Origin of the sequence: Acinetobacter sp. HR7, assembly GCF_000773685.1 — a bacterium.
Taxonomy (GTDB): domain Bacteria; phylum Pseudomonadota; class Gammaproteobacteria; order Pseudomonadales; family Moraxellaceae; genus Acinetobacter; species Acinetobacter thermotolerans.
In genome coordinates, this window is sequence record NZ_JPQO01000167.1 from 90178 (window position 1) to 113099 (window position 22922).

Sequence of the window (22922 nt, forward strand, 5' to 3'; positions counted from 1 at the left end):
GCAAACAAATTCAAACAAGAGATCAACATTTGCTTCGATTACTCTTCATGAAAAGGCCTGATACTGACAGGGTAAAGGATGGAGGTGATCAATATGAAAAAAATGATAGTGCTGTCATCGGTATTGGTAGTCGCCCTGACTGGCTGTGTGATGGATCCATATTATGATGATGACCGTGGTTATCGCGACCGTCATGGCCATTATGACCGGGATCATGATGGGAAATGGAAACATAAAGATAATCGTGATTGGAAACGTGATCGTGACAACCGTGACTGGCGACGTAGCCGTTAATAGGATGGTTCATGGTCTTTTTGATTATTACTCCACTATATAATAAAAAAGGATTCCTTAATGGAATCCTTTTTTATGTTGTGCAAAGTTAGGATTATGCACTGACTTTTTTCTGATAGAGTCCAGCACGAACCGTTCCAGCCTTGGTATTTTTGATCAGCTGCCATGATGCTGGAAGTTGTAAAGTGTGTAATTCACGGTCGGCTTCAACGTAAATCAAGCCATTAGTTTGAATCAATGGATCAGCCAGTTCAGCCAGTTCAGTCCATAAATTCAGGCTATACGGTGGATCCAGAAATACCAGATCAAATTGATCTTTTAAATTGGGCAGGGCCTGTTGCGCCGTAGTAACTTTGAGTTGGGCACGTGCTTTGGTTACTTTTAAAAGTTCCAGATTTTGAGTCAGGAATTGTGCTTGAGTACGGTCAGGTTCAATCATGACGACACTGGCTGCTCCACGCGATAAAGCTTCAAAAGAGAGTGCACCAGAGCCAGTGCAAATGTCTAGCACTTTAGCATTCTGTACATCCCACATCAGCCAGTTAAACAGGGTTTCACGAACACGGTCTGGCGTCGGACGCAAACCTTCAATACTGGCAAAAGCCAGCTGACGACGTTTCCAGTCACCACCAATAATACGCAGCTGATTTTTCATGCTTAATCTCCTTCAACCGCAGTGGCGGGGTGTGCAGGTGCAGCTGGATGTGTTGCACTTGTATTGGTGTTTTGTTGCTGGTTGGCTGGGGTGGCCGCACTATCCGGGCTGAGAATGCCTGAACCGCTTGGCAATTCACCCGGTTTGATGCCCGCTGTCATCAGGCCGCCACTAATTTGGTGGGCTGATGGCACAATTGGCTCTTTTTTGCGTTTCAGTAGCCAATAGTCAAAAATTGGTCGTGCTAACTGGGCAGCGGAAGCGCCATGTTTACCATTTTCCCAAATGATGGCGACGGCAATTTGCGGTTTATCGGCAGGAGCGAAACCAACGAACAGACCATGGTCGAGCTGACGTTCAGTCAGCAGGGCTTCGTTATAGCGTTTACCCTGCGCAATACTTTTTACCTGGGCGGTACCGGTCTTACCCGCGATCAGATACATGGGGGTGCGAATACCACGACCTGTACCAGCTTCTACCACATCCACCATAGCATCGCGCATTTTGGCCCAGTCTTCAGGCTTGCCGTTAAACTGGATTTTGCCATCCGGGGCATTATGCGCTTTGTAGGCTTTGGCGCCTTTGCTGTCACGCAGCACATGAGGAGTGACATGCGAACCCTGGTTGGCGGTAATCGCAGTGGCCATCGCCAATTGTAATGGCGTCGCGGTGAAAGCACCCTGACCAATACTCACAGAAATAGTTTCACCGCGTAGCCATTTGGATTTACGGGTACGCATTTTCCATTCCGGACTTGGATATAGACCAGAGCTTTCACTCGGCAAATCCACACCAGTTTTCTCTCCAAAACCGAACTGGCGCATCCATTCATTCATGCGTTCGATGCCCATGCGGTAGGCCAGAATATAATAGAAGGTGTCACAGGAAATCACCTGTGCCTTATGCAGGTTGACCGAGCCATGACCAGACTTACGCCAGTCACGGAATTTATGCGAATCCCCAGGTAAAGAGAAATAGCCAGGATCGGAAATGGCTGTGCCCCAGTCGATCAGGTCATAGTGCAGGCCACCGAGACCAAACATAGGCTTGATCGTAGAGCCAGGAGGGTACACCCCTTGCACCGCACGGTTATACAACGGTTGATCCAGATTATCGCGTAGGAAAGCATAGTCTTTAGAACTGATCCCGGTCACAAACAGGTTCGGGTTAAAACTTGGGCTGGAGACTAGTGCCAGAATTTCACCGGTATTCGGATCCATGGCAATAATCGCACCGCGACGCCCAGCCAGCTGCTCTGATGCGACCATTTGCAAACCATAGTCGAGAGACAGATACATATCATTGCCGCGAACCGGCTCTTTACGTCCTAGGTGACGCAACACATTACCATGCGCATCGGCTTCTACTGATTCATTGCCCGGTACGCCATGCAGCAGGTCTTCATAATATTTTTCAACCCCGATTTTCCCGATCAGGTTGGTGCCGGCATACAGGTCTTTGTCAATCTCTTTCAGTTCTTTATCGTTAATCCGGCCCACATAACCAATCACATGCGCAAACAGCTCACCATGTGGATAGTAACGGGTCATTTGGGTGTCAATCTTCACCCCTGGAAACTGATATTTCACTTCACTAAAGCGGGCAATATCATTTTCGGTCAGGTTAAGCTTGATCGATACACGTTCAGTTTTACGCGCGGTGTGGATCCGGCTGTGGAAGCGGTCAATATCTTCCTGGGTCAGTTCCAGAATCGGTGTCAGGCGTTTGATCGTTCCTTCAATATCTTCCACATCTGCACGACTCATGGTCGCAGTAAATACCGGATAGTTATCCGCCAGTAAAATCCCGTTACGATCATAGATATAGCCGCGGGCAGGGGCTAGGGGTTGCAGGCGGATACGATTCTGGTCAGAAGCGGTATTAAACTTGTCAAAGCTGACGATCTGCAGATAGGCATAGCGGCTGACCAAAAGCAGCATGCAGATGGTGACCAAGCCAATCGAGAAAAACACACGGTTGCGATAAATGCGTTTTTCCTGCTGTACATTTTTTAGGGGAAAATGTTGCTTCATACGAGATCGACTTAGACCTGAACACGGATTAAAAGAAAGTGGAATATTCTAGCGCAACTGACCTGCTTTGGATATTTAAAAACGACTTGGCTGTCCATGTGCTGAACGTTGACTTTGCAGACATTAAAATTATGGTGCTTTGTATACAACTCGTTGAATAATTCTGCTAAAGTCCAAAGTGAATAAAAAGCAAGATACCTAAAAACAATAATGATTTACGGATATTGGTGAAAAGGAATGAACAAACTTTACCCTTTGCTGGCATTGGCTTTGATGACGAATGCGGCTTATGCACAAGACCAGATATTTTCCACACCTGAGCCAAAATTAGGGGATGCTCAAGCCAGTACCTGGAATATTGGGGCGGGATTCACGAAGAAAATGATTCATGTCAATCCGGAATGGGTAAACCCGTATGGGATTGGTTATGTGAAAGCTGGTGTTTTTCTGGACGATGACAAGACAGTTGGTGCACAAGCTGGCTTTCGTTACCCGGCACATCTCACAGGAAAGGACAAAAATGGGTATTATGTCGGGGTTTATGCCGGACATCTACAGACCAAACAGGTCGATGGGGAATATGAAGCTCAACTAGGCGGCGGAATAGATATTGCTTATATCATGCTGAGTTCAGAACGGATCAGTACCTTCAGTGTCGGCATCGGTGCAGGGGAAAAGCTGACCAGCAGTAGTGGCTATGTCGTAGCTGAGACTGAACCGGTACTACAATTCTCCTATACTTTAAGTATCGGTTTATAGACAAAATATTCGACTTGATAAATAACCGTATTCTGTGAATTAAAGAATTACATATGGAAGTTATACATGCTTGAGTACGTTAACGAGTTGTGGCAAACCTTTCTGCAACGTCCCGATTTCTGGGCCGTGCTGAGTATTATACCTGTCACAGCATTCGTTACCTGGGCACACGTCTGGATGGCGCTGAAAATGGTGTTCTATCCAATTACTTTCTGGGGATTTCATATTGGTCCACTGCCAGTCGGCTGGCAGGGCATTGTGCCGCGTAAAGCCGGCCGGATTTCCGGGATTATTACCGATAATACCTTGTCGAAACTGGGTTCGATTCAGGAATTCCTGCAAGCGATGGATCCGGAAGACATGGCTCGTATCATCGGGGAACAGGTCGGTTTTGAACTGGAACACCTGATTGATGAAGTCATGATTGACCGCAATGCAGTGCTCTGGGAAAACCTGCCGTATTCGATCAAGCGCCGGATCTATGCTCAAGCGCATAAACAGCTTCCAAATATTTTGCGTCAACTGGTGACTGAGCTGACCATGAATGTCGAGTCACTGGTAGATATGCGGGAAATGGTGGTCAGCCAGATGGAAGGTGACCGCCGTCTGATGGTACGCATGTTCCTGAAAGTCGGGCAGAAAGAAATCAACTTTATCTGGCATATCAGTGCTGTGATCGGGATGTTCTTTGGTCTGTTCCAGATGATTGTCTGGTTCGTGGTGCCATGGCACTGGACCGTACCGTTCTGGGCTTCCATCTGGGGTTTCCTGACCAACTGGATCGCGATCTGGATGGTGTTTAACCCGATTGAACCGCATTACGTGAAATACCCGCAGTTCTTTGAATTGACTAAAAATCGCAAGTTTCCGTGGATCAAGCCAGTTATTCCACGCATTGGCACCTATAACATACAAGGTGCATTTATGAAACGTCAGGAAGAAGTCTCTGACGTCTTCGCGAGCGTAGTGACAGAAGATCTGATTACGTTAAAATCAATCATGACTGAAATGATGTATGGTGGGAAAAAAGACAAAACCCGCCGGATCGTCAAACGCCACATTAACGAAATTATGGAAACTCCGCTGGTTCGGACCTCTTTACAGTTGTCTTTAGGACCAAAAGAGTATGCAAAACTCAAGACAGACTTGATCGATCGCTCGATTGAAATTACGATGGTGCCTGTATGCGACCCTGCGTTTAATGCGAGCCGTGCACAGAAAATCTATCAAATGTTTAGAGACCGCATACGCGAGTTAACACCGAAAGAGTTTCAGAACCTGTTACGTCCAGCCTTTCAGGAAGATGAATGGATTCTGATTGTACTCGGTGGAGTTACCGGTTTTTTCGCGGGTTTAATCCATTTGTTTGTGGCTTTCTTATAACGAGATACTGAAATGCCGGATATCTTTGGGTAGATCCGGGCATTTGGTGTCCTATACATTGTTAAAAAATGAGGATGTTTATATATGCGCATTATCTTACTCGGACCACCTGGAGCAGGTAAAGGTACACAAGCTCAGTTGATCTGTAAGCGCTACAATATCCCACAAATTTCAACCGGTGATATGCTCCGTGCTGCAATTCGTGAAGGAACTGAATTAGGTTTACAAGCTAAAAGCGTCATGGAAAATGGCGGTTTGGTTTCTGATGAGTTGATCATCGGTCTTGTTAAAGAACGTATTGCTCAACCTGACTGTGCAAATGGCTGCATTTTTGATGGTTTCCCACGTACCATTCCTCAAGCGGAAGCGCTGGAAAAAGAAGGCATCGCAATTGATCACGTGATTGAAATTGATGTGCCAGACGAAGAAATCGTAAAACGTCTTTCAGGTCGTCGTCAGCACCCAGCGTCTGGTCGTGTTTACCACATCGTTTACAACCCACCAAAAGTGGAAGGTAAAGATGATGAAACTGGTGAAGACCTGGTTCAACGTCCAGATGACCAGGAAGAAACTATCCGTAAACGTCTTGGCGCATACCACGCTGAAACTGAGCAGCTGGTTGGCTTCTACCAAGGCCGCGCAGCGTCTGGTGAAAATGCACCGACTTACGACAAGCTAAACGGTTTACGTCCAATCGACGAAGTTCAAACTGATCTGTTCGCGATTCTGGACCAATCAAAATAATCGACCTTCGATCATTTTGACATTCAAAGAGCTCTAAGTCATATTAGGGCTCTTTTTATTGGGATGTATAGGGAACAGTAACTGTGAAAATTGGTCTGATCTTGCTCATGGTGGTGTTCTTGGTCATTCTCGTGGGACTGGTGATCATGAGTGCCCGTATGCTCACTAAAGTGAACAAACAGGAAAAACGGGAAAATGCTGGCAAAATACCTGCACGTCAGTTGCATCCGAAACTTCAGGCAGAACTCGAACAGCGTAACAAAACCAAGAAATAGAAGTTTTGTCAGATGATGAATTTGCGTAAAAAAGCTGAACCGAAGTTCAGCTTTTTTTGTTTTAGAATAGGATTAATCAATATTTTTCACTGCAATCGGTTTCATTGCGCCAAAGTCAAAACGGTCTGGCCAGTTACACACATCCGACACTACACATTCATGGCATTTCGGTTTGCGCGCGATACAGCAATAACGGCCATGCAGAATCAGCCAATGATGGGCATCCACAATAAATTCTTTGGGAATGACTTTCACTAAACGATGTTCAACTTCCAGTACATTTTTGCCGATTGCCAAACCGGTACGGTTACCTAAACGGAAAATATGGGTATCGACAGCCATGGTCGGCTGACCAAAAGCAGTATTCAACACCACATTTGCCGTTTTACGGCCGACACCCGGTAAAGCTTCTAAATCAGCACGGTTGTTGGGCACGACGCCGTTGTGCTTCTTGATCAGCATCTCACAGGCTTTGATGACATTTTCGGCCTTGGAATTATACAGCCCGATGGTCTTAATATATTCCTTCAGTCCATCTACACCGAGTGCATAAATTGCTTCTGGGGTATTGGCGACAGGGAACAGTTTATCCGTGGCTTTATTAACACTGACATCCGTTGCTTGTGCAGAAAGAGTGACGGCGACCAGCAATTCAAACGGACTGGAATAATTCAGTTCGGTTTTTGGATGGGGACGTTGTTCACGCAGGCGTTCAAAGAAGGTCTGAATCTGCTTGCGGGTCATGTTTTTGACAGGCTTGCCAGTTGCAGTGGTCATCAATGTCTTATCCCTGTAAATCCTGGAGTTGCTGGGTTAGTTCTTCAAGCTGCGCACGTTTACGGGCATCTTCACGTACCGACAGTTGTTTTTCCAGTTTCTTGATCTGAGTACGAAGTTTGGCCAGTTGAATTGTAGTCTGTGCATCAGTCGTGACAATAGTTTCAGCCGGCTTTTCTACAATTTCAATCACGGGTACATGCGCACTATGCGCTGAGAACTCAGCAAATAGCTCAGTATTAATTTCGGCACGTACCACCGGACCTTTGCGGTTGATGCGGCGTTTTTCTTCACGCTGGATATGGGCATAGTAACGGCGGCGCAGGTCATTCTGTTCTTCGATGCGCTGCTCATCGGTCATGAGTGGCTGGATATCTTCAACCAGATCAATACAGTCGACTGGGCAGGGTGGGATACAAAGTTCACAACCAGTGCATAGATCGGTCAATACGGTATGCATCAGCTTGCCAGAACCAATAATGGCATCCACCGGGCAGGCATTGATGCATTTGGTACAGCCGATACATTCATCTTCACGAATCACTGCTTTCATGCGTTGCGGACGACCATCGGTCTGAACTGGCCAGACACTTTTTTCCGCTTCAAGTCGTGGGCGATTGAGCAAGCGGGCAAGGGCATCTGCAACAGGTTGTCCACCCGGAATACATTTGTTGGCATCTTCTCCCTCGGCAATGGCTTGGGCATAGGGCAGGCAGCCGTCACGATGACCACATAAACCGCACTGGGTTTGGGGCAATAAAGCATCAATGGACTGGATGAGAGAGATCTGCGAATTCATGTTAAGTCAAAGCCGCTCGTGCTGAGCATTACAAGAGGTGAAACAAAATATGTCTGAATATAAATATTAACATGTTTTTTAACACTAAAGTTGTGCCCGATTTAGGTACACAAACTGCATTATTTTAAGGCATAAAATAACAATTAAACTTTGATTAAACTGAGTTTTTTTAAGATGTTAATTTGATTCATAATAAATATAAATGATTGTTATAAAATTAATTTTCAATTTTTTTGAAAAAACCTATTGTGGATTAGTTACAAAAGATATTTAATATTTTGCGCCAAAATTTAACATTGATTGTAAATTTGACCAATTTTGATCCATTTTCTGCTGAGGATTAAGCGTTGAAATACAAAACACTTAATGAGTTCCTAGATTACGTTAAATCACGTGATGCACATCAACCAGAATTTCTTCAAGCTGTAGAAGAAGTGATGACAAGCTTGTGGCCGTTCATTGAAAAGAACCCACAATACGCAGCTCACGGCTTACTAGAACGTCTAGTTGAACCAGAACGCGCAATCCAGTTCCGTGTGGCTTGGGTAGATGACCAAGGTCAAACACAAGTGAACCGTGCTTTCCGCGTACAATACAACTCAGCGATTGGTCCATTCAAAGGTGGTATGCGTTTCCACCCATCAGTGAACCTGTCTATCCTGAAATTCCTGGGCTTTGAACAAACTTTCAAAAATGCCTTGACTACGTTGCCTATGGGCGGTGGTAAAGGTGGTTCTGACTTCGACCCTAAAGGCAAGTCAGAAGGCGAAATCATGCGCTTCTGCCAAGCGTTAATCATTGAGCTTTACCGTCATCTTGGTTCTAACACTGACATTCCTGCGGGTGATATCGGTGTGGGCGGCCGTGAAGTTGGTTACATGGCTGGTATGATGAAAAAACTCAGCAATGACACTTCATGTGTATTCACTGGTAAAGGTCTGACTTTCGGTGGTTCACTGGCTCGTCCTGAAGCAACTGGTTACGGTACTGTGTACTTCGCTGAAGAAATGCTGAAAACTCGTGGCGACAGCTTCAAAGACAAAGTTGTAGCGATCTCTGGTTCTGGTAACGTGGCTCAGTACGCTGCTGAAAAAGCAATGTTCCTGGGTGCGAAAGTGGTTTCACTTTCTGACTCTAACGGTACTGTTTACGTGAAAGACGGTTTCACTACTGAACTTCTTGCTGAAGTAATGGAACTGAAAAATGTGAAACGTGGTCGTATCTCTGAATTTGCTGCTGCTCACGGTTTTGAATACCTGGAAGGTCAACGTCCTTGGGGTATCAAATGTGATATCGCGCTTCCATGTGCAACTCAAAACGAGTTGGACGGTGCTGATGCAGACAAACTTCTTGCAAACGGTACTATCTGCGTTGCTGAAGGTGCAAACATGCCTTCTACACTTGAAGCAGTTGAGAAATTCGTTGCAGCGAAAATCCTTTACGCTCCAGGTAAAGCCTCTAACGCAGGTGGTGTAGCAACTTCTGGTCTGGAAATGTCTCAAAATGCTCTGCGTTTAGGCTGGACTTTCGAAGAAGTTGACGAACGTCTGCATGCGATCATGAAAGAAATTCACCGCAACTGTGTGAAATACGGTACTAAAGAAGACGGTACTGTAAACTACGTAGACGGCGCAAACATCGCTGGCTTCGTAAAAGTTGCTGACGCAATGCTTTCTCAAGGCGTATTCTAAGTTCTGACTTAGTTTAAGCTTGAAAAAACCGGAGTGATTGCTCCGGTTTTTTTATATCTATTGAGAATAAATTATAGTGAACCTTTCACGGCTTCACGTTCCACAGCCAGATCAAAGATATAGGCATATTTAGACTGATCAGCCACCGGATGCTTGATTTCAAAGCGTTTTACCCGAATAATCTGGCGTTCATTTGGGCTATGGCTAAAACCTTCAATCTGGTCATAAAACAGGGTCCAGTCCTGATCGACCAGAGTTTTTAAACCCTGTTCGTTATATTTGACTTCTCGTACCTGCAAACAGATTTGCGGTGCGACACCGGTACATGGTTTGGTTTCTGGTGCAATTTCCAGGAAAACGATTTCAGCTTCACCATTATATTTAGTTTCTGGTGTCATTTTACCGTGTAGAACATACTGCTGATTATTCGCGGTAATAGTTAAAGTTGGTGCTTCGGTATCAGTCGCATTCAGGTTAAAGGGAAGCTGGTGATTATCAAAGATTTCACCCGCTAGCTTTTCCTGCTGCATGGCTTCAGGGGTGCAGGCTTTCATGGTGGAAATGACTGTGCCCGTTTCCAGTTTATCAGCGTTGATATTCCAGCTTCCACCTAAACTGTTACACATGGTTTTCACACTAAAACGATTGTCTTTATGGAAACTCAACACTAGATGATCAGTTGCTCCGGTATCCAGATGCCATTCATAGGCGGTTAGGGTTTTTGCAGCATTTTGCTGTTGGAGTACAGACACAGCGAGATCTCCCACTTTTTGCACATCATTGGATTGGCAGGCAGCCAGACTAAAAGGAAGAACAAGCGCAAATAAATATTTTAATTTCATTGAATGAATAATCATGAAGTAAGTTAAACAGCTCGAAGCTTAACCTATTCATTTTTAAAAGATATGAATACATTTTGAAGATTTTGGTAGCAAAATGTATCCAAATTTTAGGCAGGAAAAAATAGACAATAAGAAATTAATGCAGCCCAGATCAAGGTTTGTACTGCAAATACCATTTTAGTCAAAACGGTAAATATCCATCCCCAGTGATCCCATACTGAAACTGCTATGCACCAGACTAAAACGTGTGCCGGTACCCATTGAGAAGAATAGTGGGGCAAAGTGTTCTAGCGTCGGGTGGTTACGTTGCAGATAAGGAAGGTTTGGCCAGTCCAGTACAGCTTCATAATCACTGTGAGTCAGTTTGCTGACTACATAGTTGCGGAAGGTTGAGGCCCATTCCGGTATAGTCACCGCCTGACCGGTACGATCCAGTTCACGCAGGTTATGGGTGATGCTGCCGGAGCCGATCAGTAGAATCTGCTGTCCACGTAATGGTGCCAGCGTCTGGCCAATCCGATAGATATCATGTGCAGTCCTGCTCATAGGCAGGGAAATACCAACCACCGGAATATCCGCTTCAGGATACATGTGTAGCAGTGGCATCCAGACCCCGTGATCATTTGGGCGGGTATTGTTGGCATAGGCATGCAAACCGGCTTCAGAGAGCATGCCTAAAATTTTTTCTGCCAGTTCGGGTTCACCCGGTGCCGGGTAGCGCATCTGATAAAGCTGTGGCGGGAAACCACGGAAGTCATGCCAGGTTTCTGGGCGAATTCCAGTATTTACTTCCAGAGCATTACTTTCCCAGTGTGCCGACATGACAATAATGGCCTGTGGGCGGGGTAGGTTAATACTCAAACGTTCCAGCGCCGGGCCGACTTGCTCAGGATTCAGGGCAAGCATCGGTGAGCCATGTGAGATAAATAAGCCGGGAAGCGTTTGTAGATTCATAGTTCAGGCCACAACTGGAAATAATTCAAAGAAAGTAGATTAATAATGCATGAAATGCAGGCTATAGGGGAGTCACTCTTGTCCAACAATACGTTGCAGAAATGGAACACTGTCCATTCTGCCTAGCCTGCACGATGGTAGGGATGATTGTTGTTAATACTCATCGCACGGTACAGTTGTTCAATCAGCATCACACGGACTAGTGGATGTGGCAGGGTCAGTTTGGAGAGTGACCAGTGCCATGCGGCTGCTTTACGTACTGCTTCAGAATGACCATCCGGTCCGCCAATGGCTAGTGCCACATCATTGCCTTCCAGCATCCAGCCTTTCATGGTTTCTGCCAGTTTTTCGGTGCTGAATTCACGACCACCCACTTCAAGCGCAATTAGGGTTTCATTTGGCTTGAGGGCATTTAAAATGCTTTCACCTTCAATATTGCGATATTTCAGGATATCGGCTTCCGAATCATTTTTGCCGCGTTTGGCCATCGGCAGCTCAAGTATCTGAGTCTGAACAAAAGGCTGTATACGCTTGAAGTAATCTTCAAAACCAGTGAGTACCCAGCTAGGCATTTTTTGACCGATGGTCAGAATACGGATTTTCATACAGACTTCATTTTGTTCAGGAGAGGCCCATTATAACGATGAAACAACATGAAGTTGAGTCTGTAAACAAATTGAAATTGAATTGGAAAATCTGCTGCTGCATATATAGACAGAGTCAAGTTTCCGCTTGATCAGGATATGGATAATAACAAATGCGGATTGCAGCGATTTTAAGAAGAAGTTTTTTAGGGTTATTGATTAGTCTCTCATTGATCTTTCCAGGCTGGACTTGGGCGAATCCAGAGCGAAATGCACAGGTGGCAAATCTGGAGCTGTTTTTTAGCCAGATTTTAAGTCTCGATGAATTTCGGAACCATAAAAATATAGCTGAACTGAACCGGGTTTCGGCCTGGCTGAAAGAGCAGATGCGCCGTTTCGGTGTGCCATGTGAGTATCAGGGCTATCAGGTGAATAGCCTAAGTTATCGAAACCTGATCTGTAAGTTAAATGCCAAAGCCGGGAGTTCTATTGTGGTTGGGGCGCACTATGATGTATTCGCCAATACTTTGGGAGCAAATAACAATGCTTCGGGTGTGGTTGGAGTATTGGAAACGGCACGTCTGCTCAGTCTGCAAAAAAACAAACTGAAAAATAATATCGAATTTGTGTTTTATACGCTGGAAGAACCACCTTATTTCAAAACTGAACATATGGGCAGTTATCTTCATGCCAAATCCTTAAAAAAGAGCAAGCAGAAGGTTAAAGGTGTATTTGTGCTGGATTCGATTGGTTACTATGACGAAAATCTGGTACAGAATTATCCAGCTGGATTGAAATGGATCTATCCGAAACATGCCAATTTTATTGCCAGTATTGGGCATCTCAGTTCGGTGGGACTGACCAGTGATTTCTGTGATGCGATGCAACGACGCCAGAGGTTGGATTGTGAGCGTTTTATTATCCCAAACTTTATGCACAGCATGGATTATTCCGGTTATCTGAATTATGCGCGACAAAATTATCCAACAGTATTGATCAGCGATACGGCACATTATCGTTATCCTTATGACCATACTGAGCAGGACACCTTGGATAAACTTAACCTAAAAAAAATGACTTATGTGATTGATGGGTTGGTCGATACCATTCTGAATCTTTAAACCATTCGATATTTTTCAAATAAACAATAAAAAACCCTGCCGGAGCAGGGTTTTTGTTTAGCTAGATCACTTAGTGACGCGCTGCTTTACCTTCTTCAGGTGCTTTCACGATGGGTGTTTTCACCAAAGGTTTTGGCATAGAAATCAGAGCCAGTGGCAAGATCTCGTCGATGGATTTCACCGGCTTGATTTCCAGACCTTCCTTCACATTTTCAGGAATTTCGGTCAGATCACGCACGTTTTCCTGAGGGATAAACACAGTCTTGATGCCGCCACGGTGTGCAGCAAGCAGTTTTTCCTTCAAGCCACCGATACGCATTGCTCGGCCACGTAAGCTGGTTTCACCAGTCATGGCGATGTCAGGACGAATCGCAATACCTGTGAATGCAGATACTAGGGCAGTGGTTAAAGCAAGACCTGCAGATGGACCATCTTTCGGTGTTGCACCTTCTGGCAAGTGGACGTGTACATCAGTTTCTTCAAAGCGTGATGCTTCGATACCTAGTTCATCCGCACGGGTACGAACCACGGTCATGGCAGCGGTAATTGACTCTTTCATTACATCACCTAGTGAACCGGTAGTAATGAATTTACCTTTACCAGGAACTGCTGCAACTTCAATGGTCAGTAACTCTCCACCAACTGAAGTCCATGCTAGACCATTTACGCGACCCACTTGAGCTTCTTCTTCAGCCATGCCGAAGTCGAATTTGTGCGGACCGAGGTAGTCAGGCAGGTTTGCAGAAGTCACGTCAACCTCAAGGTTTTTCGCTTTCTTGCTAACTGCTTCTTTCACCACTTTACGTGCAATCTTAGAGATTTCACGTTCCAGGCTACGAACACCAGCTTCGCGGGTATAACGTTGTACGATGTCACGAATTGCATCTTCATGCACAGTCAGCTCTTTATTGCGCAGACCATTGTTCTTGATCGCTTTCGGAACCAGGTAGCGTTCAGCAATGTTGATCTTCTCGTCTTCGGTATAACCTGGCAGACGGATCACTTCCATACGGTCAAGCAGAGCCTCAGGAATATTCATGCTGTTCGCAGTACAGATAAACATCACTTCAGACAGGTCAAGGTCAAGATCCAGATAGTGGTCATTGAACTTGTTGTTTTGTGATGGATCTAGTACTTCAAGCAGAGCAGCAGCTGGATCACCGCGATAGTCCTGAGCCATCTTGTCGATCTCATCGAGCAAGAATAGTGGGTTTTTCACGCCGACTTTAGTCAGAGACTGCACGATCTTACCTGGCATCGCACCGATATAGGTACGACGGTGACCACGAATTTCAGCTTCGTCACGTACACCACCGAGGGCCATACGCACAAACTCACGGCCAGTTGCTTTTGCTACAGATTCACCGAGTGAAGTTTTACCCACACCTGGAGGACCTACCAAGCAAAGAATTGGACCACGCAGTTTTTTTACGCGAGACTGAACTGCAAGATATTCCACAATGCGATCCTTGACGTCATCCAGACCATAGTGGTCCGCATCAAGAATTTCCTGTGCTTTCTTCAGGTTAATGCTGACTTTGCTCGCCTTGTTCCAAGGTGTATCCAGGATCACCTCAAGATAGTTGCGAACTACAGCCGCTTCACTTGAAGCAGGTTGCATTGCTTTCAGTTTGCGGAATTCAGATTCAGCTTTCTTGCGCACATGCTCAGGCAGGTCTGCTTCTGCAAGACGTTTTTCAATCTCAGCCACATCATCTTCAGCACCACCGTTCAGGTCAGACAGTTCGCGCTGAATGACTTTCATTTTCTCATTCAGGAAGTATTCGCGCTGATTCTTTTCCATCTGGCGTTTCACTGAATCATGCAAAGTCTGCTCAATCTGTTGTTCTTCAGACTGTTGTAACAGATAGGTCATGAGTTCATTCAGATGTGCCTCAAACTCATCGTGCTCAAGGAATTTCTGTTTGACTTCAATATTCAACGGAACACGCGTTGCCACGAAGAACAGTAATTGAAGCAGGTCATCAATTTTGTTTGCAGCAGCGATCAGTTCACGTGCATTACGTAACTTCGCTTCTGCATATTGAGCAAACAGGGCACGTAGCTCTTGCACACGAGTTGCCTGAGTATCTTTGTCAATATTGACAGTAATTGGACTGAGTTCATGCTCAGCAGTCAGGTAGTTCGTGTCGTCAATGATTTTAGTTAATTTGGCACGATACAGGCCTTCGATCAGAACTTTAATACAGTTCTCATCATTCTCATGATTCACAACTTGCACAATCTTCGCGACAGTACCGTATTGATAAAGGTTATCGTGATCAATTTCTTCTGTAAGCGAATCTTTTTGCGCAACCACAAATACTAGATTGTCACTGTTACGAGCCACATCAACTGCATTGATCGATTTTTCACGGCCAACAAATAGCGCAATTTGCATGTGTGGGTACACCACCACATCACGCAGCGCTAAAAGTGGTAATACACTTGGAACCTGAGGCTCGAAGCTTTCTTCATTCATAATAATTTCAGACATGGGCACTCCTAATGAGTGACAACGGTGTTGCCATGTATTTTATAGTGATGGGTAATTTCAAAATTACAAGGGCTGTGCAGATGAAATTGTATAATTATTGATTAATTATTTGATTTAGAAAGATCTTGGTACATCCGGATGCCCGTAATAACGCTTGAAACGCAGCAGGCGTGTTGGTGTTAATAGGGCATCCAAAGGTTGATCCCAAGACTCACGTGGTAAAGTTTTTTCAACCACTTGTAAATCATGTGCCAAACCAAGACGATAGGGCTTTTTATACGCCGTTGCTAAAGTCCGGTCATAATAGCCCCCGCCCATACCAATTCTTGTACCACGGTCGTCACATGCAAGTAAAGGCATGATCAACAGATCAAGTTTGGAGACATGCACACCTCGGTGTTGCAGTGGTTCCCGCATACCCAGCCCATGGTGGGAAAAGCGTTTATTTCGGTATTGATGTGGAGTGATCCGCACCCAGACTAGGTGCTGATTCATATTACAAATGACAGGAAGATAAACCAGTTTGCCTTGTGCAAAACAATACTCGATGAGTAGTCGAGTATGAATCTCGCCAAAGGCATCTAAATACAAACCGATTTTTTTTGCAGATTTAAATTGTGGATTCAGCCTTAACCTGAATAGATTGAGTACCTGCTGGGCCGACTTTCTTTGTTGAAATCTTGATATACGACGACGGGCTTTGCGGAGGTGTTTGCGAAGTTCCGGGATGGTCGTAGTCATAAATTTTAGAAGTTACTTAGTAGGGCGGATTTAGTTTAAGGGATGAAAGGAGGAAAGTAAAAATGGATATTTAATCAAGAATACCTAGGTGCTGTCTAAGTTGTTCAAGAACCTTTATCGGAAACTACACACCGTTTCAAAAGACCTTTGTATATTGAATGGGCTTGAGGTCTGCCCATAGTTACATCTGGCAAATACTCAACATAATAAGAATATAAAAATGATAAGGACTAGAATAATGACCAGGAAAATCCAACCTTTGACACGGTTCATGCAACTCATTTTTGGCGGTGCAGCACTGATTTCAGCATCAAGTTATGCAGCAACAATGAATCAACCGGCACCTCCAGGTACCCAACAGGTCTTTTTTGTTGGGAATAATTGGGATGGTACTGTGACGGTCATCAAGCCTTCGGGTAATTTTGAAAAAATTGGTGTTATTAATATGATTCCAGATCGCAAAGAGCGCTTACTAGAAATTCACCTAAACCCCATCAAACTGATTGCCTATACCTACATTCAAGCTACAGCGGGCGAGGGTAATGATCAGTTAGTGGATGATATGTATTCCACTCCGGATGGTCAGTCGGTGGTGGCTTCACGGCCAAGCTTTGCAGATGTGGTTTCAATCAATATTAAAACTGGAAAAATTAATTGGCGTAAGCCCGTAGAAGGTTTCCGGGCAGATCATATGGCAGTTTCTCCAGATGGGCAGCGTATTGCAGTTTCAGCATCTTCAGGGAATGTCGTACAGGTTTTAGATATTAATACTGGTAAGGAGCTTGGACGTTTTGCAACGGGTGACAAACCACATGAAAATATCTACTTCAATGGAGGCAGTAAAATTATAAACTCTGCCATTGGTAATGTGGAAACATCGTTAGATGCACAGTGGCAAGACTTTACCAAGGGTAAACGCTATCTGACAATTGCTGATGCCAATACGTTTAAAGTACTGAAGAAAATTGATTTCCGTCCAGCTTTAGATAAATTTGGTCGTAAAGATTTATCTAATTCAGTTCGTCCAATGGTCTTAAGCAAGGATGAAAGCAAAATCTACGCGCAGGTGTCTTTCTTTAATGGTCTGATTGAATATGATTTAAATCAAGACAAAATTACCAAGATTGGCCAGCTGCCAGGTAGCAGCACTATTCCAAGTGACCGTACTAAATGGGTCAATGATTCTCGCCATCACGGACTTTCAATCAGTGAGGATGGAGAAAAATTATGTGTAGCAGGCACCATGGATGATTATGCCACCATTGTAGATCGTAAAACTTTAACAGCAGGTCCACTCATTTCAGCAGGGAAACCATATTGGGCGACCGTAAGTCCAGATGGTAAAAACTGTGTGATTTCTGAAAGTGAGGCAGATGTTGTCACAGTTATTGATTTTGCTACAGGTCATAAAGTTCGAAGTGTACCTGTAGGCAACCATCCACAGCGTGTCCGTATCGGTTATGCACCAGCTGACTGGTCTACGCCATAACTCAATAACTCATTTAAAGTCTTAAAGCTATTGGTCGAAGGCTGATAGCTTTAAGATATTTTGCTGGGATACATAAAATGCTAGATAAAAATAAATCGCTGGGGATGGGCATAATAGCGATATTTTTTGGTGCTTTGATATTCATCTTTTATTCAAATAACGCAGACAATGGCGGAATAGTAAATCCACAAGTAGAAAATCCTCTTTTAGAAACTCAGCAGAGATCTGAATCTGAGGTCATGGTTACAGGCGTGGAAGAAGATATAAAAACTTCAGAATTAGAACCTGAATTGATCCAGCAACGAGATGCGCTTTATTTAAAAATTTCAGATATCACGACTCAACTCAGCCAAGGACAGAAGCCTGATTTGCGTATAGTGAGTCAACTTGCAGACGAGCAGTACAAACTGGTTAAAGCTCAGGCTGTAACGACAGATGAAGCAATTGCTACATTGCAATTTTTAAGACAGGTATTACCGGAAATGGATATGGAGTTAGCGCGAGAAATTAAGCGAATTGAAAACTAAATTGGATAAAGAAAGGGGGAATTATTAAAAACAATATTAATAACAAGTGATTTTTATTTGAAAAATAAAGACACTCCGGAGATGCCGCTGCATGTCATTACCCTTGAACCCTAAAGTTCAAGGTGGACGCGACGCATACTTGCTGGGTTTCCCACTCGAGGTGGGCATACGCTCTAAATATGCAGAACGCAATCCTAAGATTTAAATATCGGCTCAGGGGAATCTGACCCGCTGGCGAACATCCCAGAGTTAGACTTAGTATAACTGATAATGCTTAGGAGACAACTGAATGCTGTGTTGGAACTGTAAACTTGACCGTTGATCGGATGAAGTTTAAACAAAAATTCTGTTTATTCAGCGAGTTCCTCAACCTCTTCTAAAATAGTTTGTAACAAACGTTCACAGTGTGCGTACTGCTGCAAAGACTTGTTCATGGTCAGCACTTCCTGCATCAGCTCCAGCGCCACCATAATCACCAGTTTAATTGGTTCCATACGTGGTGCTTTACGACGAAATTCATCGTATTTCTCATTCAATAATTCTGCAGCACGTTCCAGTTCTTCACGCTGATCTGCGGTAGATGCCAGACGGAAACTGTGGCCCAGCACTCTTAAATCAATAGTGATCTGTTCACTCATGTTGATGCTTCCTCAGTCGATTCGGTTGGATGGGCCAATTGTTGAATTTCCTGTGCATGATGATCTTGTGCGGTACCCAGAATCGCCAGACGCTGAATAATCGCTTCAACCTTGGCTTTGGCATGCTCATTTTTCTGGGTTAAACGATCCGTTTCCTGATGCAGGCGCTGGATTTCCTGATGCGACTGATGTTGTTCTTGTAGCAGTTTTTCTTTCAGTGCACGAAGTTCGTTACGTTCAGCCAGAATTTCCTGAAAGCGGTTTTTCAGGTCAGTACAGCTTTTTTCCAGACGGCTATAGCGGTCAGCAAGTGCAGTGGCATCATTATTCAGCTGTTGATATTGCGCGCGGGATTCAGCCAGCTGTTCGGTGAGGCTGTCATTTTCTTGTTGTTTTTGGCTAATAATGCTGTTTTTTTGACTGATTTCGGCTTGATGTTGACTCACTGAGGAGTCTTGTTCTTCACGTAAGCTGGAATTTTCACTTTCCAGTTGTGCAAGTCGCGTTTTCAAAACGCCAATATGCACTTGTAGACGCTGTAATTCTTCTAACATATCGAGGTCGCACAGTATTGCAAACAAAGGTAATATATAAGCAGTATAGAGATTGGATAAACGAATGCAAGACGATATTTCAGGTTGGTCAGATTGGCACCGTAATTTTTCATCAATTGAAGAAATTTCCAGCCCAAGCGAGTTACATGGCTTGCTTACTGGCATCGTTTGTGTCACTCAGGCACCGACCAGTGAAGAGTGGGTACAGATTCTGGAAACTCTGGATATTCCTGAGCTTAATCCTGAAGCGTTGGATCTGTTGACTGGCGAGGCGGAAGACGTATTCCACTCATTGTCTGAAGATGAGCTGGATTACCTGCCATTGCTTCCAGATGATGAACATACACTGGCTGAACGAGTACAGGCATTGGCCGACTGGTGTGCCGGTGTTGTACTTGGTTTTGGTCTGGCTTCAGGTCATATCCGCAGTGATGAACGCGAACTGATTGAACATTTACAGGATGTGGCAGCAGTCGAATTTGAAGATTCAGATGATGATGCCGAAGGCGAAGAAAGCTATCAGGAACTGTATGAATTTGTGCGTCTGATTCCGGTAAGCCTATCTATGGGCCGTAAAAAAGTAGAAGTGGATGAAACTCCATTACTACAACATTTTATTGGGCAGGAACAAACTGAGAAAAAAGAGTCAGATACCCAGCCGCAATCTGTGGTGGAGATTTTCTCGCCTAAACGTCCAAGCTAAACTCTAATTTAGCTTCAATATTCCGGTAAGTAGGATTTAACTTTTGCCGGAATATTATTTTATAGTGAACAACAGCATAGATAAGAAGTAAGGTCCAATGAAGAAACTGACACAAGCAGAATTTCAGCAACGCCGTGACATCCTCGCAGGAGAAATGGGGCTACGCAGTATCGCCATTATTGCCACGAGTCCAGTCGCGATTCGTAACCGTGATGCTGACTATAAATATCGTGCTGACAGCAGTTTCTTCTACCTGACCGGTTTTGCCGAGCCAGAAGCAGTGGCAGTCATTGAAACGTTTGATACCGAAGAAGAAGGCTACACCTACAGTCTGTTTTGCCGTGAGCGTAACCGTGAGATGGAAATCTGGAATGGTTACCGGGCTGGCATTGATGGTGCCATTGACGATTATGAAGCAGATGAAGCCTATGCGATTGATCTGCTGGATGAAGAAATTCTGGTTAAACTGCAGAACAAGGACAAACTGTTTTATCGCATCGGGCACAATGCCGAGTTTGATGCGCGTGTCGCGAAATGGATTGCCCAAGCCAATGGTGAAAGCCGTCGGGGGACTTCTGCACCTGCTCAAGTGATTCAGCTAGATCGTATTGTCGATGAAATGCGTTTACATAAAGATGCCAATGAAATCGAACTGATGCAGATTGCTTCGGATATTTCTGCGGAAGCACATACACGTGCAATGCAAACTGTACGTCCGGGCATGATGGAATATGCGCTGGAAGCTGAGCTGAATTATGTCTTTGGCAAGAATGGCTGTGTACCATCCTATAACAGTATTGTTGGCGGCGGTGAAAATGCCTGCATTCTGCACTATGTCGAAAATGATAAAGAGCTGAAAGATGGCGATCTGGTCCTGATTGATGCAGCTTGTGAATATCAGTTTTATGCCTCAGACATTACCCGTACTTTCCCAGTCAATGGTAAATTCAGTCCAGAACAGAAAGCTTTATATAATGTCGTGCTGGATGCGCAGCTTGCCGCAATCAATGCGGTTCAAATCGGTAATTCTTATAAAGAACCGCACAATGTTGCGGTACGTATCTTGGTTCAGGGTTTGCTGGATCTAGGCATCATGCAGGGTGATATTGAGGAAATTATCGAAACCGAGAGTTTCCGCCAATTCTATATGCACGGTACCGGTCACTGGTTGGGCATGGATGTGCATGATGTCGGGACTTATAAAGCCAGTGGTGACTGGCGTGCTTATGAAGAAGGTATGGTCGTCACTGTAGAGCCAGGACTGTATATCGCTCCGGATGATGAAACTGTTGATCCAAAATGGCGTGGTATCGGCATCCGGATTGAGGATGATGTCGTAGCGACCAAGAATGGTCCACTGGTATTAACCGCAAAAGTGGTGAAAACCGTAGAAGATATTGAAGCGCTTATAGCTAAAGCCCGTGCTGCTTAAAAGTGGATTGTAAAAAAGCCGGTCACGTGACTGGCTTTTTTGTTTAGGAAAATAGTGTGTAAAGGATCAAATTAAAAGTTCAGTTATTTTATTTCCCGATCAAGATCATTCGAAATATCTGGCATTTTTTCTATTCAACTCTTATATAATTTAGTGATTAAAATCTCCCAAGTAGTATTTGCCAATACTCATAAAGTTGAGTGTTATTTATGCACACCATTAAGTTTCACAATTTTGAAGAAGCAGGAAAATTAGTACTTCAATATTTGCATCACCACTTTGGTTTCGGGTTATGGATGATCACTCGTTTAGACAATGAGGATTGGATTATCTTGCAGGCTGAAAATGAAAAATATGCGGTAAAGCCTGGTGATGTTTTCCGTTGGGCGGATTCTTTTTGCTATCACATGGTGCAGGGCGCCACGCCTAAAATTGCACCATGTTCTGAGCAAATTGAGCTGTATGCCAAGGCGAAAATCGCCAAGACCTTATCGATTAAATCGTATATTGGGGAACCTCTTTATCTAGAAGATGGTTCAATATTCGGAACTATTTGTGCAATTGATAATGAACCGCACTCTGAAGAAATCATCAAAGATGCAGCACTGGTTGAGTTGTTGGGTAGTTTATTAAGCTCGATTCTGCAAAGTGAATTGCGGGAAAATAAACAGCGCCGTTTACGTGAGCGTTATGAGGTGGAAGCGCTTACCGACAGTCTCACTGGGTTATATAACCGCCGGGCTTGGGATCAGTTATTGGAAGCTGAGGAAGGGCGCTGTCAGCGTTACGGTCTACCTGCTTCGATATTCAGTATCGATTTGAATGATTTAAAACAGGTCAATGATCAGTTTGGACATGATGCGGGAGATCAACTCATTCAGCGTACTGCAGATTTGCTGATAGAGCATATGCGGGTGAATGATGTGATCGCACGGATCGGCGGGGATGAATTCACGATTTTATGTCCTGAAACCAAAGCAGCAGATGCGGCAGTTTTATATCAACGTCTGACCGAGATGTTTTCTGCTGCGGATATTCATGTTGCGATAGGCTTTGCTGCCCGTCAATTAACCACTGATTTGCATGAGGTTTTAATTGAGGCGGATAAGAAGATGTATGCGCATAAGAAACAGGCCAAATTGTTGAATGGTTAATTTTTATGTAAGAAATGATCTTTTAGAAAGGATTAAAGAGGATCATTATTAGCAATAAAAATATCCAGATTACTTAGAGCTCTAAGTAATCAAAGAAAACTAACGTAATTAAAATTTGTCATTTATAACATGACATTTATTCAACATAGATCTACACAGAAAAGGGATTTTTTAGCATCAAGACTACATATTCGTTCCGCTAAAGCTCGCATAATCTTGGGTGAGAATTAATCAAAAATGGCGAATTCAAACATGAGGTGCGACAGTTTCAAAAGC

Annotated in this window: 23 protein-coding genes and 1 other RNA gene; 12 read left to right on the top strand and 12 right to left on the bottom strand. The window is 44.2% G+C overall.

Translation table 11 applies throughout. The features are described from left to right. Positions 1-93 precede the first annotated feature (93 nt). Positions 94-294 (top strand): hypothetical protein, encoded by a 201-nt coding sequence (locus GW12_RS08765; RefSeq protein WP_034586457.1) that lies wholly within the window; start codon positions 94-96, stop codon positions 292-294. Positions 295-388: 94 nt separating this feature from the next. Here GW12_RS08765 and rsmD read toward each other — a convergent pair whose 3' ends face one another. Both rsmD and mrdA read right to left on the bottom strand, forming a co-directional pair. Further along, on the bottom strand, positions 389-949 hold the full coding sequence (gene rsmD, locus GW12_RS08770) for a 16S rRNA (guanine(966)-N(2))-methyltransferase RsmD (RefSeq protein WP_034586384.1): 561 nt from the start codon (positions 947-949) through the stop codon (positions 389-391). A gap of 2 nt (positions 950-951) precedes the next feature. Continuing rightward, positions 952-2982: a penicillin-binding protein 2 gene (gene mrdA / locus GW12_RS08775; RefSeq protein ID WP_034586386.1), complete on the bottom strand. Its 2031-nt coding sequence runs from the start codon at positions 2980-2982 to the stop codon at positions 952-954. A 237-nt stretch (positions 2983-3219) separates the two neighbouring features. On the opposite strand from mrdA, the gene GW12_RS08780 reads away from it, so the two are divergent. The 4 genes from GW12_RS08780 (at position 3220) to GW12_RS08795 (ending at position 6143) form a co-directional block, all read left to right on the top strand. Beyond that, the gene (locus tag GW12_RS08780; RefSeq protein WP_034586388.1) at positions 3220-3741 is read left to right on the top strand and encodes a hypothetical protein; all 522 of its coding nucleotides are present in this window, start codon (positions 3220-3222) and stop codon (positions 3739-3741) included. Positions 3742-3807: 66 nt separating this feature from the next. Then, positions 3808-5124 carry a membrane protein gene (locus GW12_RS08785; protein ID WP_034586391.1) on the top strand — a complete coding sequence of 439 codons (1317 nt, stop codon included), beginning with the start codon at positions 3808-3810 and terminating at the stop codon, positions 5122-5124. An 84-nt stretch (positions 5125-5208) separates the two neighbouring features. Next, positions 5209-5868 (top strand): adenylate kinase, encoded by a 660-nt coding sequence (adk, locus tag GW12_RS08790; protein ID WP_034586393.1) that lies wholly within the window; start codon positions 5209-5211, stop codon positions 5866-5868. 83 nt (positions 5869-5951) lie between these two features. Further along, the gene (locus tag GW12_RS08795) at positions 5952-6143 is read left to right on the top strand and encodes a hypothetical protein (RefSeq protein WP_034586395.1); all 192 of its coding nucleotides are present in this window, start codon (positions 5952-5954) and stop codon (positions 6141-6143) included. Between the two features lie 72 nt (positions 6144-6215). Here the strand turns inward: GW12_RS08795 and nth are convergent, their stop codons facing one another. Beyond that, entirely contained in the window at positions 6216-6920 is a 705-nt protein-coding gene (gene nth, locus GW12_RS08800; protein WP_034586398.1) for an endonuclease III, read from the bottom strand. Positions 6921-6927: 7 nt separating this feature from the next. Beyond that, positions 6928-7719 (bottom strand): RnfABCDGE type electron transport complex subunit B, encoded by a 792-nt coding sequence (locus GW12_RS08805; protein WP_034586399.1) that lies wholly within the window; start codon positions 7717-7719, stop codon positions 6928-6930. A gap of 347 nt (positions 7720-8066) precedes the next feature. Between GW12_RS08805 and gdhA the strand changes: the two genes are divergently transcribed. Continuing rightward, on the top strand, positions 8067-9410 hold the full coding sequence (gene gdhA, locus GW12_RS08810) for an NADP-specific glutamate dehydrogenase (RefSeq protein ID WP_034586400.1): 1344 nt from the start codon (positions 8067-8069) through the stop codon (positions 9408-9410). A gap of 71 nt (positions 9411-9481) precedes the next feature. Here the strand turns inward: gdhA and GW12_RS08815 are convergent, their stop codons facing one another. From GW12_RS08815 to rlmH, 3 genes are all read right to left on the bottom strand, one after another. Beyond that, positions 9482-10252, bottom strand: coding sequence for an META and DUF4377 domain-containing protein (locus tag GW12_RS08815; RefSeq protein WP_034586460.1), 771 nt, complete (start codon positions 10250-10252; stop codon positions 9482-9484). Between the two features lie 177 nt (positions 10253-10429). Further along, entirely contained in the window at positions 10430-11206 is a 777-nt protein-coding gene (locus GW12_RS08820) for a class III extradiol ring-cleavage dioxygenase (protein WP_034586403.1), read from the bottom strand. 122 nt (positions 11207-11328) lie between these two features. Continuing rightward, on the bottom strand, positions 11329-11811 hold the full coding sequence (gene rlmH / locus GW12_RS08825) for a 23S rRNA (pseudouridine(1915)-N(3))-methyltransferase RlmH (RefSeq protein WP_034586406.1): 483 nt from the start codon (positions 11809-11811) through the stop codon (positions 11329-11331). Positions 11812-11963: 152 nt separating this feature from the next. On the opposite strand from rlmH, the gene GW12_RS08830 reads away from it, so the two are divergent. Then, on the top strand, positions 11964-12911 hold the full coding sequence (locus GW12_RS08830) for a M28 family peptidase (RefSeq protein WP_034586409.1): 948 nt from the start codon (positions 11964-11966) through the stop codon (positions 12909-12911). A gap of 70 nt (positions 12912-12981) precedes the next feature. Here the strand turns inward: GW12_RS08830 and lon are convergent, their stop codons facing one another. Both lon and GW12_RS08840 read right to left on the bottom strand, forming a co-directional pair. Beyond that, on the bottom strand, positions 12982-15408 hold the full coding sequence (lon, locus tag GW12_RS08835; RefSeq protein ID WP_034586412.1) for an endopeptidase La: 2427 nt from the start codon (positions 15406-15408) through the stop codon (positions 12982-12984). Positions 15409-15522: 114 nt separating this feature from the next. Then, entirely contained in the window at positions 15523-16149 is a 627-nt protein-coding gene (locus GW12_RS08840) for a 5-formyltetrahydrofolate cyclo-ligase (RefSeq protein ID WP_052127902.1), read from the bottom strand. A gap of 238 nt (positions 16150-16387) precedes the next feature. Between GW12_RS08840 and GW12_RS08845 the strand changes: the two genes are divergently transcribed. Both GW12_RS08845 and GW12_RS08850 read left to right on the top strand, forming a co-directional pair. Further along, on the top strand, positions 16388-17638 hold the full coding sequence (locus GW12_RS08845; RefSeq protein ID WP_034586414.1) for a YncE family protein: 1251 nt from the start codon (positions 16388-16390) through the stop codon (positions 17636-17638). Between the two features lie 77 nt (positions 17639-17715). Beyond that, complete coding sequence (locus GW12_RS08850; RefSeq protein WP_034586417.1) at positions 17716-18165, top strand: hypothetical protein; 450 nt, start codon at positions 17716-17718, stop codon at positions 18163-18165. Positions 18166-18233: 68 nt separating this feature from the next. Here GW12_RS08850 and ssrS read toward each other — a convergent pair. The 3 genes from ssrS to GW12_RS08860 all read right to left on the bottom strand — a co-directional run bounded on the left by ssrS (position 18234) and on the right by GW12_RS08860 (position 19357). After that, positions 18234-18418: non-coding RNA, 6S RNA (gene ssrS, locus GW12_RS15450), on the bottom strand. A gap of 97 nt (positions 18419-18515) precedes the next feature. After that, positions 18516-18803, bottom strand: a complete 288-nt coding sequence (locus tag GW12_RS08855) for a cell division protein ZapA (protein WP_034586420.1) — start codon at positions 18801-18803, stop codon at positions 18516-18518. Continuing rightward, a complete protein-coding gene (locus tag GW12_RS08860) occupies positions 18800-19357 on the bottom strand; it encodes a hypothetical protein (RefSeq protein ID WP_034586423.1) in 558 nt (185 codons plus the stop codon). Before GW12_RS08860 ends, GW12_RS08855 begins: the two co-directional genes overlap by 4 nt. 64 nt (positions 19358-19421) lie before the next feature. Here GW12_RS08860 and GW12_RS08865 point away from each other — a divergent pair, with 64 nt between their 5' ends. The 3 genes from GW12_RS08865 to GW12_RS08875 all read left to right on the top strand — a co-directional run bounded on the left by GW12_RS08865 (position 19422) and on the right by GW12_RS08875 (position 22646). After that, positions 19422-20060 (top strand): UPF0149 family protein, encoded by a 639-nt coding sequence (locus tag GW12_RS08865; RefSeq protein ID WP_034586426.1) that lies wholly within the window; start codon positions 19422-19424, stop codon positions 20058-20060. Positions 20061-20157: 97 nt separating this feature from the next. Further along, on the top strand, positions 20158-21492 hold the full coding sequence (gene pepP / locus GW12_RS08870) for a Xaa-Pro aminopeptidase (protein ID WP_034586429.1): 1335 nt from the start codon (positions 20158-20160) through the stop codon (positions 21490-21492). Between the two features lie 209 nt (positions 21493-21701). Next, positions 21702-22646: a sensor domain-containing diguanylate cyclase gene (locus GW12_RS08875; protein ID WP_034586432.1), complete on the top strand. Its 945-nt coding sequence runs from the start codon at positions 21702-21704 to the stop codon at positions 22644-22646. Positions 22647-22922: the final 276 nt, after the last annotated feature.